The organism is Roseburia sp. AM23-20 (assembly GCF_003470905.1).
In the GTDB taxonomy this organism is placed as follows: domain Bacteria; phylum Bacillota; class Clostridia; order Lachnospirales; family Lachnospiraceae; genus Roseburia; species Roseburia rectibacter.
Genome location: NZ_QRHS01000014.1, coordinates 1 through 15,507 on the forward strand (window position 1 = coordinate 1; position 15,507 = coordinate 15,507).

The 15,507-nt window shown below is 41.9% G+C and carries 10 protein-coding genes; 1 reads left to right on the forward strand and 9 read right to left on the reverse strand.

The genetic code is table 11. The annotated features are described in order from the left end of the window. Positions 1-226 precede the first annotated feature (226 nt). The 6 genes from radA to DW650_RS11480 form a co-directional block, all read right to left on the reverse strand. Positions 227-1,612, reverse strand: a complete 1,386-nt coding sequence (radA, locus tag DW650_RS11455; RefSeq protein ID WP_118209980.1) for a DNA repair protein RadA — start codon at positions 1,610-1,612, stop codon at positions 227-229. A 74-nt stretch (positions 1,613-1,686) separates the two neighbouring features. Continuing rightward, positions 1,687-5,598, reverse strand: a complete 3,912-nt coding sequence (locus tag DW650_RS11460; protein WP_118209981.1) for a fibronectin type III domain-containing protein — start codon at positions 5,596-5,598, stop codon at positions 1,687-1,689. Between the two features lie 234 nt (positions 5,599-5,832). Next, a complete protein-coding gene (locus DW650_RS11465; protein WP_118209982.1) occupies positions 5,833-6,243 on the reverse strand; it encodes an endosialidase in 411 nt (136 codons plus the stop codon). A gap of 111 nt (positions 6,244-6,354) precedes the next feature. Next, positions 6,355-8,802, reverse strand: coding sequence for an ATP-dependent Clp protease ATP-binding subunit (locus DW650_RS11470; protein ID WP_118209983.1), 2,448 nt, complete (start codon positions 8,800-8,802; stop codon positions 6,355-6,357). Between the two features lie 22 nt (positions 8,803-8,824). After that, complete coding sequence (locus DW650_RS11475; RefSeq protein WP_118209984.1) at positions 8,825-10,129, reverse strand: cadherin-like beta sandwich domain-containing protein; 1,305 nt, start codon at positions 10,127-10,129, stop codon at positions 8,825-8,827. 69 nt (positions 10,130-10,198) lie between these two features. Further along, positions 10,199-11,065: a 4Fe-4S cluster-binding domain-containing protein gene (locus DW650_RS11480; protein WP_117921099.1), complete on the reverse strand. Its 867-nt coding sequence runs from the start codon at positions 11,063-11,065 to the stop codon at positions 10,199-10,201. Positions 11,066-11,197: 132 nt separating this feature from the next. On the opposite strand from DW650_RS11480, the gene DW650_RS11485 reads away from it, so the two are divergent. Beyond that, on the forward strand, positions 11,198-12,439 hold the full coding sequence (locus DW650_RS11485; RefSeq protein WP_118209985.1) for a 6-phosphofructokinase: 1,242 nt from the start codon (positions 11,198-11,200) through the stop codon (positions 12,437-12,439). Here DW650_RS11485 and DW650_RS11490 read toward each other — a convergent pair. Genes DW650_RS11490 through DW650_RS11500 form a run of 3 tightly spaced genes read right to left on the reverse strand, consistent with a single transcriptional unit; the run spans position 12,414 to position 15,332 of the window. Continuing rightward, positions 12,414-13,340: an alpha/beta hydrolase gene (locus DW650_RS11490; protein ID WP_118209986.1), complete on the reverse strand. Its 927-nt coding sequence runs from the start codon at positions 13,338-13,340 to the stop codon at positions 12,414-12,416. The genes DW650_RS11485 and DW650_RS11490 overlap by 26 nt on opposite strands. A gap of 35 nt (positions 13,341-13,375) precedes the next feature. Then, on the reverse strand, positions 13,376-14,041 hold the full coding sequence (locus DW650_RS11495; RefSeq protein WP_006856445.1) for a DUF6320 domain-containing protein: 666 nt from the start codon (positions 14,039-14,041) through the stop codon (positions 13,376-13,378). After that, positions 14,034-15,332 (reverse strand): hypothetical protein, encoded by a 1,299-nt coding sequence (locus DW650_RS11500; protein WP_243102941.1) that lies wholly within the window; start codon positions 15,330-15,332, stop codon positions 14,034-14,036. The genes DW650_RS11495 and DW650_RS11500 overlap by 8 nt, the downstream gene beginning before the upstream one ends. Positions 15,333-15,507 lie beyond the last annotated feature (175 nt).

The following is a 15,507-nucleotide window of genomic DNA, read 5'->3' on the forward strand; positions in this document are numbered from 1 at the left end:
TGTGTTGTTCTGTTTGTCAACAACTTTTTTATTTTATTTTGGAAGTTTTTCCAAAATGAGGTTGTCCGCTGTAAGATTATGTCACATCTTGCGGTCAGCTTGACTATAATATCATCTGTCTCTTTTTCTGTCAACTCTTTTTTTATATTTTTTCATCTAAAAAATTTGCAGCCTGATTTAAATGCATTCATACACTTAAATCAGGCTGTAATCACTTCACTGCTTTTTACTTCAGTATCGCATCCATCGCATCTTTTACTGATCTGACACCGGTCAGGCGGATTCCTTTCGGTACAGTTCCACTATCTTTCATGGAATCCAGGCTGACCTGTGGCAGGATACATTCATTAAATCCTAGTTTTTTCGCTTCTGTCACACGCTGCTCTGCCATGCTGACTGCACGCACTTCCCCACTCAGACCCACTTCTCCGAAACAGATTGTCTTTTCATCGATCGGTCTTTCACGGTAGCTTGAGATGATAGCAAGTACAATTCCTAAATCGATTGCCGGCTCATTCATTTTTACGCCGCCTGCAATATTAACATAAGCATCACAGTCTCCCAGTTTTAATCCCAGCCTTTTTTCAAGCACAGCCATCAGGAGATTTACCCTGTTAAAATCTGTACCTGCTGCAGTTCTCCGCGGAATGCCAAAATTACTGTGGCAGACTAACGCCTGTACCTCCACCAGAATCGGTCTGGTTCCTTCCATGGAACATGCAACCACAGAACCGGATGCACCTTCCGGTTTTCCACTCAGCATATATTCTGAAGGATTTTCCACTTCCATCAGTCCGTTCTGCCTCATTTCAAACACTCCGATTTCATTTGTTGAACCAAATCTGTTTTTGACGCCGCGCAGAATACGGTATGCCGCATGTCTGTCCCCTTCAAAATAAAGTACGGTATCCACCATATGTTCTAACACTCTTGGTCCTGCAACCACTCCTTCTTTTGTCACGTGACCAACGATAAAAATGGAAATCCCCATTCCCTTTGCGATCTGCATAAATACTCCCGTAGACTCACGCACCTGTGATACGCTGCCCGGCGCAGAGGAAACTTCCTCATTATACATAGTCTGTATGGAATCTATGATCACGATCTGCGGTTTTTCCCTGTCGATCACAGCCTTGATCGTGTCTAAGTTCGTTTCACATAAAAGTGTCAGCGAATCACCAAAGGTTCCGATACGTTCTGCCCTTATCTTGATCTGCTGCAGAGATTCCTCTCCTGATATATATAATACACGCACACCTTTCTCTGATAAATTCCGGCATACCTGTAAAAGCAGCGTTGATTTACCGATTCCCGGATCACCGCCTACCAGTACTAAAGAGCCCTGCACGATCCCACCTCCAAGCACACGGTCAAGTTCTTTCATGTCTGTCGACATACGCTTATCCTGTGTCATCTCGATCTGCGAGAGCGGAACTGTCTTCGCTTCCGTTGTTTTTGCTGCTACCCTGCCGCCTTTTGCTGCACTTTTTTTGTCGATCGTCTCTTCAACAAATGTATTCCATTCCCTGCATGCCGGGCACTGCCCCATCCATTTCGATGATTCGTAGCCACACTCCTGGCAAAAAAATACGGTTGTTTTTCCCTTTGGCATATTTCTTCTCCATCTCTTTTTATTGCTTATCAGTATACTTACTTTTGCAGTAAAAAGCAATGTTGATGATAAGGTTATTTTTTTACTTTGATCTTTACTGCAGAACTCTGAGTTTTAAAGTCTGCAAGCAATGCATTTTTACCATTTACAACTACTTTGTAATAGTATGTCTTTTTCTTCTTTGCTTTCTTATCTGCAAAAGTTGTTTTCTTTGTGGTTCCGATCAGCGTATATTTACCGTTCATTTTTTCTGCACGGTAGATCTGATATGTTTTTGCGCCTTTCACCTTATTGTAAGAAACTGTAACGGTTCCCTTTTTGTTGTTTTTCAGTTTTGCAGCAATTTTCACACCATACAGAATGGATGCAGGTTTACCGGAAGCATACTGGGTACCGCTTCCATAAGACATATAAGAAGCTATTCTTGTTCCCTTTTCTCCATATGCACAGACGGTATAGTAATAGGTCACTCCACTTTTCAACTGCGCCCTATCATATGCCGTTGTCTTTGTGACAGAACCGGTCTCTCCATAATAATCCGTATAACAAGCCTCATTTTCGTATCCTGTATCATCATTGGAATCTTTTGCGATCAGATTTCCTGACACTGCATATAGTTTTTCATCTGAGTTATATACCGGCATTGATATGGAACGGTATACTTTATAATATTTTGCACCTTTTACCTTTTTCCAGGTAATTTTTACTGCTTTCTTTTTCGTATCATAAACAGCTTTAATGGACTTTGCTGCCGCAAGTGAAGTAGATTCTTTTTCTGCTGTCCATTCGCTGTATATTTTTTTTGAGGTATAGGCTCTTACCGATACGTTTACATATTCCCCACCTGCTAACCCTTTGATGGTATATTTATTTTTCTTTGCCGTAACCACTTTCGGTGTAGCTGTTTTTTTCCGTCCATATTTATCATATATTACATATCTGACCTGATAACCTGCTGCAAACTTGTCTGCATCCCATTTTGCATTTACATTCTTTCCTTTATTCGTAAGAACTACATTTTTTGGTGCTTCTAACTGCATTTCAACACTCGCTGATCTGGAAATATATTTTAATGCTTTTCCATCCTTATAATATGCATTTACAATATAAGTATATTTCTCACCGGATTTTAGTTTTTTATCCGTATAACTTGTTGTTTTTGCATTTGTGATCGTTTTTACCAGTTCATATTTTGAGTTATATACATTGTTGGCAGAGTTTCCTGAATTTAAGGAGTTTTTAACTTCCGTCACATCCTTGTCAAGCTCAGAAGTTCTGTAAATCTCATATTTCGTTGCAAAAGAGACTTTTGTCCAGATAAGTTTTGCTGAATTTTTTGAACTTTTTACAACCTTTAATTCAATGTTATTTACACGGCTGGTACTTGCTGTAATGTTCTTATATTCACTGTAACTTTTTATTTTTCTGTCCGGATCATAATAATAAGAACGGATTTTATAAGTATATTTTGTATTTTGCTTTAAGTTCTGATCCGTATAGATACGGTCTGTAATCGTTGCTATTTTTTTATATTTCTTACCAGACAAACGATAAATCTCGTATCCTGTATTATTTCCTTTATCAAAAGATAATTTTATGCTGTTTTTTCCGGCTTTTGTGTATACATATGGCACACTTACTTTTTCGGTGCAGCTTACCATATTTGAAGCCGCACTCATTGCCATATAATAAGTCATTCCAACAGACATATCTTTATATATTTCATTTTTCTGATTATCTGTTATCTTTATTTTCTGGTTTATTGTATATACCGGTTTCTTCTGTACCTTGTAAAGTGAACTGTCTGTATCATACGTGTGTGCAACAAATGTATATTTTACTCCCGGCTTTAATGAACTGAAACTGTATGCGCCATAACTTCCTGTTGCTTTATAAGCATGTACATAACTTTTTATCTCTTTCCTCTGAAGTTCTGTCAAAATATCTTCTAAATAAAGTTTTTTCTGTGCCCCGTTACCATCCGTATAATATCCATACGCACTCAAAAGCTCATAATTATAGTATGCCGGTATCTTACCGTCTTCAAAAGCATAAATGATCACATCTGCATCTACCGGCGTCCATGAGAGCTGCCATCTTTGTCCATTTTCCGTCTTTTCTATCTTCAGATTTTTTACGACTGGTATGTTTCCATTTACATTACATGTTACGTTTGCTGCTTCTGAATAACTTCCGTCAGAATAATACCCATCTTCCGTGGCTCCTAATCTGACGCAGAAATAGTTATACGGTAATGCTGATTTTACTGTAAAATCACAATACGGTTTCACTGCATAGGTATAGTCTGTTTCAAAAGAATCATTTTCTCCCTTTGTATTGACATATGCATCATACAGCGAACCACCATGTTTGTAAAACTGTAAAAAACTGTCTGCATTTGTGATATTTAATGGTTTGCTGCTTTGTATATAAAACAACTGGTAATTACTTGCACCATTCTGTGGATTCCAGGAAACCGTTATTTTTTTGCCATTTACTGATGCCTTTACACCGGTTACTGCCGACAACTGTTTTACAACTTCATTCTTATAAGTATAAACATCTGACCACTGACCATACATGTCTGCTACATATTTCGTCTGTTTTGATTCTACAATGTATCTGCTGTTATCATCCCAGTTCTTATATTCTGCTTTCTTTATGTCCGTAACTTCATGGTAATATACGGCACGCACTTTTACATTTACCTGCTGTCCCTGGGAAAGGACAACATATGGAATTATTTCGTGATCTGACGGTGTCATTGCATGCAGTTTTCCTTCCGAAGCATCCAGAAACAGACCTGACATGCCGTAAACATTCGTATTGCCATCGCAGATCACCTCATATCCGACTTTCATCAGATCTCCGGCTTTATTTTTGAGTGTCGCCTTATCATTTGTAATCTCATTCCAGCTTATCTTTACATTTGATTTTTCAAATGAAATTTCATATCCTCTGCCTGCATATACAATATATTTATATGTTTTTGACTTTGAATCATATTTTCTAATAGATTGTAATTTTTTATAAAAGTGACCATTATAATTATAATAAATCACTTTATCGCCATCTTTTACCGCATAGCGGTCTATTACATTCTGACATTCTTCGTCCGAATCACACATACCGATCTCCGTAATCTCATCACCTTCCGTTATGTAATGATAACCGGTTCTATCGCATGTCTGCATATACAGATACGTCTTTCCATTGACCTTATACATACCATATGCATCTTTATACTGCTCTGTATTTCCTTTTATTATGGTCTCCGCCTTATAATACAGTCTTACGAATCCATCAATATCCGTGCTGCCACACTGTCCATAATAGTCATTGCCATACTTATATAATCCTACTGTCTTATCCCATAAACTGCTTCTTTTGACTATTTTATAATCAACTCTCTCATCCGGCGTACCTGCCACGATCACGCCATTCTGAAACTGATTTGCATAAACATATCTCAACAGCTTCCCGGACTGTGTGGTCAGGGTATAACAATTTCTTTCTCCGCTTACATTGATGACCTTTGACGGCTTATCGATTGCAGCCCGTTCTTCTTCTTCGGTTTCTTTTTCAGTTTCCTGTTCCGTTTCTGTCTCAGTCTCAATTTCCACAGATTCCGTCTCGTCATTATTCTCCGTATCTTCTGTTGTTTCTGTGTTATTCACGGTCTCAGTTGTTCCCTCAGTTTCCGTCTCGTCAACTTTTTCTGTTATCTCTGTAACTTCTGATACTTCTGCTGCCTCGCTCTCTTTCGTCTGCCCGTTGTCATTTTCCACAGACTCACTGTCTGCTTCACTTTCTGTCTGTTCCGTAGCCCCGACAGCTTCCATCGCATCTTCTGTCTGTGCTGCGGTTTCTGTGACTGTCTGTGGCACTACAGCAGCCCACACTGATGCACCATCTCCTATCGTCAGCGTTAGCGCCATCGCAAATGCCGCCATACGTTTCCAGCCCGTGAGCTTTTTTCTTTTCATAACCTTTTTCTCCTTCTAATTTATTACGCGTAATCACGCGCATTTTTTATGTTACTTTAACAGTTTTTGGCAGTCAATCGTACTTTCGTACCTGAGCGTACACACAACAATACGATACAGACTCTGTGGTCATTTTATGTAACAGGGAATTTCAACGAAATTTCCTATTACATAAAAAAAGAAGCTTACATGCCGCTTTGACACATAAGCCTCTTTTGATTTCATTTTCCGTTTCTAACACTTTGTAACTTTCACATCTACCGGATGGTCACCAAGCTCTACACTTAAACTTAATTTGCCGCCAAGATTGGTCTTCATCTTTCCTGCATCAGCACCATCGATCGTGATGTCGTACTCTGCCTCATCCTCAAGTTCCACTGTAATCTGTGCATCTCCCGGTCCCTCTACCTGAAATGTCAGGCCTGTATCTGTTGCATTCAGATTCATGACAGCCGTTCCCGGAACAGATTCATACACGAACATGCCATTGCGCTCTAACTTTGTGATCTCGGAAAATGTCTTCACTTTGTAGACATCTCCCTGATGCTCAAAATTATCAAGTTTCGCCTTTGCACCTAATGTGTAATCCCCAAAACTGATCGTTCCATCTGCTTCTGAACGAATTAATTCGCTGATCGTTGCCATTTTTTCCTCCTGTGATAAAATAGTTTTCTCTTTATCGTAAAATTTTGTGCCCTTATTATATAATATCCATGTTACGATTTCCAGTGCTTTCCCGGATATTTCAGTAAAAATTTATTTTGTTTCGAACACGATCTTTTCTTTGTGAATTGTCACGGTCACATCCATGTCTTTTTTCACTTTTCCAGATAAAATTTCTTCCGCCAGCTCATCCTCAATATCATTCTGAATCTGACGACGCAGCGGTCTTGCACCATATTTCGGGTTGTATGCCTTATTTACGATATACTTCTTAACGCTGCCACGTACGGTAAGGTGGATTCCCATCTGTTTTTCACAGCGTTCTGTAAGTTCTTTTAACATCAGGGTAACAATCTGCTCCATATCATCTTTATTCAATGAACGGAATACAATTGTCTCGTCAATACGATTCAAAAACTCCGGTTTAAAAATACGGCGCACCTCTTCCATAACACTGTTTTTCATCCGGTCGTAATTCTGTTTTTCATCATCTGAAGCTGCAAATCCAAGTTTTTTCGGCTCAACGATCGCCTGTGCTCCGGCATTTGAAGTCATAATGATGATCGTATTTTTAAAATCTACCTTGCGTCCCTGTGAATCTGTAATATGTCCATCATCAAGTACCTGAAGCAGAATATTAAATACATCCGGATGTGCCTTCTCGATCTCATCGAACAGGATCACAGAATATGGATTCCGGCGCACTTTTTCACTGAGCTGTCCGCCCTCCTCATGTCCTACATATCCTGGCGGTGATCCGATCATCTTTGATACACTGTGTTTTTCCATATATTCTGACATGTCAACGCGGATCATGGACTCTTCACTGCCAAACACCGCTTCCGCAAGTGCCTTTGATATCTCTGTTTTTCCGACACCGGTCGGTCCTAAAAACAGGAATGAACCAATCGGGCGCTTCGGATCCTTTAATCCTACACGGCCTCTGCGCACTGCTTTTGCCACCGCACTTACTGCATCCTCCTGACCGATGACACGTTTGTGTAAAGTAGCCTCTAATTTTCTTAAGCGCGCAGCCTCCCCTTCGGCAATTTTTCTCACCGGGATTTTTGTCCATCCGGATACCACATCTGCAATATCGTCTTCTGTCACTTTTAACTTTTTACTGCGGCCATCTTTCTTTGCCTTTGTCTGTATTTTGGTAAGCTGTTCTTCACACTCTTCTTTTTCATGTTTCTTCTGCTTTGCACCTTCCACATCACCGTCATGTAAAAATTCCAGCATTTCCTCTTCTAACATGTTAATGCGGTGTCGCAGTTCCACAACTTCTTCCGGTCTTCCACCTGCACGCAGACGTACTTTTGCTGCCGCCTCATCCATAAGATCGATTGCTTTATCCGGCAGGAAACGGTCGTTAATATAACGTGCCGACAGGCGAACTGCTGCTGATACTGCCTCATCCGTGATTTTTACCTGATGATGCTTTTCATACTGATCCCGCAGTCCCTCTAAGATCTGCACTGCCTCTTCTTCTGTTGGTTCTTCCACTGTAACCGGCTGGAATCTGCGCTCTAATGCAGCATCTTTTTCAATGTATTTGCGGTATTCATCAATCGTTGTTGCACCGATCAGCTGCAGTTCTCCACGTGCAAGTGCCGGTTTTAAAATATTAGATGCATCTATCGCACCTTCCGCTCCACCTGCCCCGATGATCGTATGCAGTTCATCGATAAAGAGCAGGATATTACCTGCTGCCCTTACTTCCTGAAGTACTTTTTTAATGCGTTCCTCAAACTCTCCACGATACTTTGAACCTGCAACGATCCCGGACATATCAAGGGATACAACTCTCTTTCCAGCAACGGTGTCCGGAACCATTCCGGTTGTGATACGCTCTGCAATTCCCTCAACGATCGCTGTCTTTCCTACTCCCGGTTCACCGATCAGGCAAGGGTTATTTTTTGTTCTTCTGCTTAGGATCTGTATTACACGGTCGATTTCGTCCTGTCTGCCAACCAGCGGATCTAATGCCCCCTCGGCTGCTAATGCAGTCAGATCTCTGGAGTACTGATTTAGTACCGGTGTATCCGATGCAGTTTTCTTCACCGGTTTTCCATTCATGAAATCTTCTTTATACAGGCTTGCATCTTCTCCCATGGCAATCAGGATATCCACATACATTTTCTGGATATTGACTGCTAACGTATTTAAAAGTCTCGATGCCACACACTCCGTCTCTTTCATCATTGCGATCAGAATATGCTCCGTTCCGATCTCCTCTGAATGAAAACGCGCTGCCTCTCTGGCTGCACCTTCTAACACCTGCAATACTCTTGGTGAATATTCTTTTGCCTCTGCCGTCAACACCTGTGCGTCCGGCGCAATGAGTTCTTCGATCAGCTGCATGACTTTGTCAAGCTCGACACCATTTTCAGTTAACACCTGTGCAGCAACACCTGTTCCTTCCTTTAAAAGTCCGATCAGGATATGTTCCGTTCCAATATAGTGGTGATGCAGTGATTTCGACATTTTTGAAGCCAGATCAATTGCTTTTTTTGCCTTTGTTGTATATCGTATCTGCATAGTCTCTCCATTCTGTTTCTATTTATAAATCATTTAAATCGATGATCTCTAAATCATCATCTTCCTCTTCTTCTCTCGGAATATGTTTTTTCTCCGGAGTATGTTTTCTTTCCGGCTGCTCTTTTCTCTCCGGGCGGTGTTTCTCCTCCGGCTGCTCTTTTTTCTCCGAACGGCGTTTCTCCTCCGGCTGCTCTTTTTTCTCCGGGCGGTGTTTCTCCTCCGGCTGCTCTTTTTTCTCCGGACGTTTCTTCTCTACCGGTGAGAACTCCTCATCATCATCCCAGTCCTCATCTTCAAGATCATCCGACATACCCCTTCCGAATAATCCTGCATGTACTTTGTGGATCTTTGACACGCCGATTTCGTTTTCTGTCTCGTCATCGTCCCTGTCTTCTGTTTCATCTGCCGTTTTTGTTTTTCTATGGAAGAAGCATCTTCTTTCCGGTTCAATATCATTTTCTTCTTCCATACTGCTGTTTTCTTCGAAATCAGCATCCTCTTGCTGCTCCTGATTCTCTACTTTCTTTGCAGATTTCCAGTCCCAGTCATCCTGATCTTCTTCATCATCCCAGTCATCTCTTTTGCTTCCTCTTAATAAGAGATTAACAATAATCACGACGAGTACTGCGATCACAAATGCCATGATTCCCATCATATTTCTGGAAAAGGATTTTTCCTTCGCATACTGTTCTGAGAGGTCATTGTATTCCTGCTGAAGATATTCCATATTATAAGTATCATCTTCTTCTGCTGTCTCAGTCTCCGCATTCTGTCCGTCCGTTCCATCTGCCGGCTGGTCTGTCGTCTGTCCATCTGACGGCTGATCTGCGGTCTGTCCATCCGCTGACTGGTCTGTCGTCTGTCCATCTGACGGCTGATCTGTGGTCTGCCCGTCCGTTCCATCTGCTGGCTGGTCTGTCGTCTGCCCGTCTGCTGCCTGTCCTTCTTCTCTTGTCAGCGTGATCGTATACTGGGCAAGTGCCCCGTTCTGTGCCTTTACGACAACTTTTATCGTATTGGTACCAACCTGAAGATTGTCATTTCCTGTGATCGACTGCACCGTCGCAAATTCATTGACCGGTGTCGCCGTCACCGTAACGCTTGTAACATCATTTGGTACGGTAGCTGTATATTGTACTGTCTTTCCTGTAAAATCCGGGGATAATGTTCCCGCAGAAAGTGATAAAACTTCCAGCGAATTATCCGCGGAAAGTGTTGTCTGTGCAGCAGCCACCTGAATCCCGGCAGCTTTTATATCTGTCGCAGGCTCTGCCACAATGCAGCCAATGCAGAAAAGTGCAGCGATAATTGCTATTTTTCTCTTCATTTGCTTCACACTCCCTTTATTACCATCATCACTATGGAATTATATGAGATATTCGAAAAAGCGTCAACCTCAAACTCCTTCATTGTCAAATTCAGGAATAAAACTTTCCTCAGCTGTCTCTCCATCCTGGATAAAACCATTTTCTATTCCTATATCAATCGCAAAATCGACAACTTCATTATATTCACGTTCCGTAATCCTTCGGTTTAATTCCGGATATTTTTTTACATTGGAAAGCGGCGTGAACTGATGCATGATACTGATATATATTTCATTGCCATAAGTTTCATGCAGATATGATAAAACTGCTTTGGAGTCTTTCGTACATCCCGGCAGAATCAGATGACGCACGATCGTCCCCCGCTTCATCAGAGAATCTTCCCCATTTTCAAAAACAGCTTCTCCCGTCTGACGCACCATCTCCTTTATCGCCTCCTTTGCCACAGAAGGATAATCCGGTGCATGGGAATATTTTGCACTTAAAGCGGCATCCTGATACTTAAAATCCGGAAGATAGATATCCACAATTCCCTCCAGAGAACGGATCGTATCCACATTTTCATAACTGCTTGTGTTATAAACTATCGGAATTGTTAAATTCTGGTCTCTGGCAAGCTCCACTGCTTTTATGATCTGTGGTGCAAACTGTCCCGGTGTTACAAGATTAATATTATTTGCGCCTTTCTCCTGAAGTTCCAGAAAAATTTCACACAGACGTGCGGTACTTATGACTTTCCCCGCCGTACCATTTGCAATATTTTCATTCTGGCAGAATACACAGTGCAGCGCGCAGCCCGAAAAAAAGACCGCCCCGGAACCTTTTTCACCCGATATACATGGTTCTTCCCAAAAATGCAGTGCGGCACGTGCCACCTTGATCTCATCTGTCTGTCCACAGATCCCGCGTTCTTTCGCTTCTCTGTTTACAGCACACATTCTAGGACACAATGTACATATTTTCATAGTATAACATCACTCTTTCTATTTAAATTAATGATTGCGCAACCGTGTCTTTTTTTGTATGATAGACATTGCAAAAAGAAGATCAAACACAAAGGAGTTTTTCTTATGAGTCCAAAAAACTGTATGGTAGCACAGTCAGGCGGTCCTACCGTTGCGATCAATGCCAGCCTTGCCGGTGTGATCGACGGTGTGATGCGTTCTGATATGTATGACACGGTTTATGGTTCCTTAAACGGAATCACAGGTATTTTAAACAATGATTTGATGAATCTTTCTGAATTAATGCAGCAGAATCCGGAATATCTCGACCGCTTAAAAGTCACTCCGGCAATGTATCTTGGCTCCTGCCGTTACAAACTGCCGAATTATTTAGATGATGATTCTTCCTATGTATTCATTTTCAAACAGTTTGAAACTTACCATATTGATGCATTCTTTTATATTGGCGGCAATGATTCCATGGACACCGTTTTAAAGCTCTCTGAATACGGTAAGCGGATCGGCAGCCCGGTGCGTATCATCGGTATTCCAAAAACCATCGACAATGATCTCTGCGAAACAGACCATACACCTGGATTTGGTTCTGCTGCAAAATATATCGCATCTTCTCTTTTAGAGATCGCACATGACACATTTATCTATGCAGTCAAGAGTGTGACAATCGTCGAGATCATGGGACGTGATGCCGGATGGCTGACTGCTGCATCTGCACTCGCAAGAAACGGTTATAATACAGCACCTCATCTGATTTATCTCCCGGAGGTTCCATTTGATAAAGAAGATTTTTTACTGGATGTAAAGCGTATGCTTTTTGAGCGTAACAACGTGATCGTTGCCGTATCCGAAGGTATCCGTGATGCTTCCGGCAACTATATCAGTGCTTCTGAGAGTTCTGTTGACACGTTCGGGCACAGCCAGTTAAGCGGCGCCGGAAAAACGCTTGAATTTTTAGTCAAGGAAAAACTTGGTGTCAAAGTCCGTTCCGTAGAAGTCAACGTATTACAGCGCTGCGCAGCACATCTCGCTTCAAAGACTGATCTTGATGAGGCATTTGCTCTCGGCAGAAAAGCTGTTGCACTTTCCGAAGAAGGGGTTACCGCTTCCATGGTAACAATGCGCCGTATCTCCGATGCTCCGTACGAAATCGCCTATGAGCATGCCGAGATCCGCCACATTGCAAATGAGGCAAAATCAATTCCGAGAGAATGGATCAACGATGCAGGCAATGATGTCACACAGCCACTGATCGATTACCTTTCACCTCTCATACTCGGTGAAGTTCCGGTAAAATACGAAAGCGGTATCCCTGTCTATATGGATGTCAGTCATTTAGCAAAACATCAATAAATTTACCGATCTCAACCCACGCTCTTTTAGATTCCGGCAGCATTTTTGCTGCCATCTGAAAGATGTGGAACATTCCTTCATAAATACTGATTCTTACTTTTACTCCCTGTTCTCTGGCTTTTGCAGCCACATCCACAGAATCCGAGAGCAGCATTTCATAAGAGCCGACCTGTATCAGCATCGGCGGAAATCCCCTGAAATCTCCATACAAAGGTGAAATATAAGCATTTAACGGATCGTTGTCTCCGATATAATCCTTATTATAGATAAGGCTGTCCCTTGTTTTTCCAAACAGAGGATCCTTCTCATAGTTTGTCTCATAAGACTCTCCACGCGCAGCAAGATCTGTCCAGGGTGACATCGCTACGATCCCGCATGGAAGCTGTTTTCCCTTATCTTTTAAATAATGACATAACGCCATTGCAAGACCACCCCCTGCAGAATCGCCCGCGATGATGATCTGCTCAGAAAACCACCCCTGCTCCAACAGATAACAATATGCTGCATAGGCATCCTCTAAAGCTGCCGGATACGGATGCTCCGGTGCCACACGGTAATCAGGGGTCAGCACGCTCATTCCATGACTGACTTCACAGTATAGTCCTGCGAACATGCGGTATGCATTCCGCATTGCTCCAACATATCCCCCTCCATGAAGCTGTAAAATGACCTTTTCTGTATTTGGATTTTCTTTTGACTGCAAATATTCCATGGAAAAGTTGTCCATTCCGATCACTTCTAATGAAAAACAGTCCGGGCATTTCCATGGCGGTTCAGAATCTCCGATCTTTTTTCTTAATTCTCCGTTTTTTATCTTCTTCCCAATCAGGTGATCATTTGTCACATGGGCGATCAGGTCCCTCATGACTTTTCCCCTGATGCTCGCTTCGTTTTCTCTCATCCGATTGCTCCTGTTCTTTTTATTCTAAATATAACTCAGCGGACATGAAATCTTCGTTTCAGTTCCACCCTTGCCCTGCGGTCTCCGATGATCAGTGTTCCAAGAAACAGAAACAGGGAAAACGCAAATGCGATCAGTGCAAAAAGCTGTGCCGTCACGATACCGGTAAAAATCAGTATTACCGGAACAATGCTGCATAAGATCATAAAAATCTGCCACATCATATAGCTCTGCCAGTTTCTGCGGTTTACGATCATACAGATGATAATACCAACATCGACTAAAATGATCGCCGACGGCAATGCATAATTGACAGACCATCCGCGGTAGCCGACCAGAAAATCGATTGCGATCACGATCAGTATCGCCATCAGCGTGAGTACCGTGATCTTGGCACGGTAACCTGTTTTTCCAAGGATTGCAAAGCGGATCAGCATATATCCGTAAAAGAATCCAAGCCCCGTGATCGCACTCCATGCAATCTGTGACTCGGTGACCACATTGATATAAATGAGCAGCACCTCAACCAAAAGTGCACAAAACAGATAGATTTTACTGATCATTGTCATTTTCCGGGTGTGCACTCTCACATCCGGGTACATATTCTCCACTTCACCTGTGTATTCTAACACGGATCCGCAGAGTGGACAGCGCTCTGTTTCATCTGATATTTCCACATTACAATTTCTGCATTTACTCATAATTTACTCCATTACTCTTTATTTCTACCGCAATCCCGTCCGAGGCTATTTTCCGGAAAAATCCACGCTGCACAGACGCATCGACAAGATCATAACTGAAACTGAATACAAGTGTATCCCCGTAAGAGCAGATCGTTCCTTTCAGATGCTGCCCCTTTGACATGGCAAGAAATGCATGAAACATTTCCACATAAGGGCGGTACTCTTCTGCCACGGAAATATTGCCGATATTTGTGATCGTCGCAGTATTGGCAAGTGCAGAAGTTGTATATACATACTTCATTGCAAGGTTTTTCAGGAAAAGCGGCACAACTCTTGCAATCAGCAGTTTTTCATTGGAAACGTTATAGGAAAACAGCTTTTCAAGATTTTCCCGGTTGATCTGGCTTCGCAGGCTTTCTTTCACGATTTCAGCCACCTCTGCAAACGTATAGGTCTCTTTGGTCGGATGAAATTCTGCGGACACCATGACAAAAAAGTTTTTCGTGGTAATAGAATTAAAATACGGCCGCAGATTAACCGGCACCGCAACACGGATCGGACACTTTGACGGCATGCCGTGCAGACATTCTGTATAAACGCTCCAGATGTACACACTTACCAGATATTCGTTGATACTGATTCCCATCGCATGACAGACCCTTTTCAACTCCGGTATTTTCATATAACCGTGCATCACGCCGAACTCGCCTGGTCTTAACTTTTCTCCACGGATCAGATATGCCTTTTTTGTCTGGTATCCTTTTGCGGAACTTTTTTTGTAATTTTTTAAGAAACTGTCTTCCCGGTTCAAAGACGTATCAACACTTAATGAATCTCCCAGCTTTTCCTGCAGGTCTTTATGTGCCAGACGCAGATACTGGTAAGTCAGCTCTTTTAAGAAATTGATTCCTCCCATTCCATCCGTCAAAACATGGAATACTTCCAGATTGATCCTGCATTTATAATAGGTCACACGGAACATATAACTGCGGTTTTTATTCTGCTGGATATATCTGCATGGAAAATTGTTCTCCATGCGAACCTTTGGCGCCGCTTTTCCGTTTTCCTCAAAATAATACCAGAACACCCCCTGCCGCAGTCTTAAGTTAAACCCGTCAAACTTCGGAAGCACCATATCAAGTGCCCTCTGCAGTAATTCCGGATTGATCTCCTCTTTCAGTGTAACACTGATCCTGTACACATTGCTCATGCTCTCCCCGGCAATGACCGGAAAAAGGTGTGCTGTATTATCAAGTCTGTCCCAACGGATATCACGGTTTGTCGGAACTCCTTTATTCTGTTTTTTCATATATTCCTCGCTTCTGCATACTCTGCATGCCGTTTTAATTTCTATTTTGTCTGTCCTTAGCCGGCTTATAAAATATGCAATCTATTGTATACAATTATAAAATAACATCACATAAAATACAAGTTTTGGCATATTGAAATTCTCTGATATATTTCTGTAATTTTTCTTATTTATT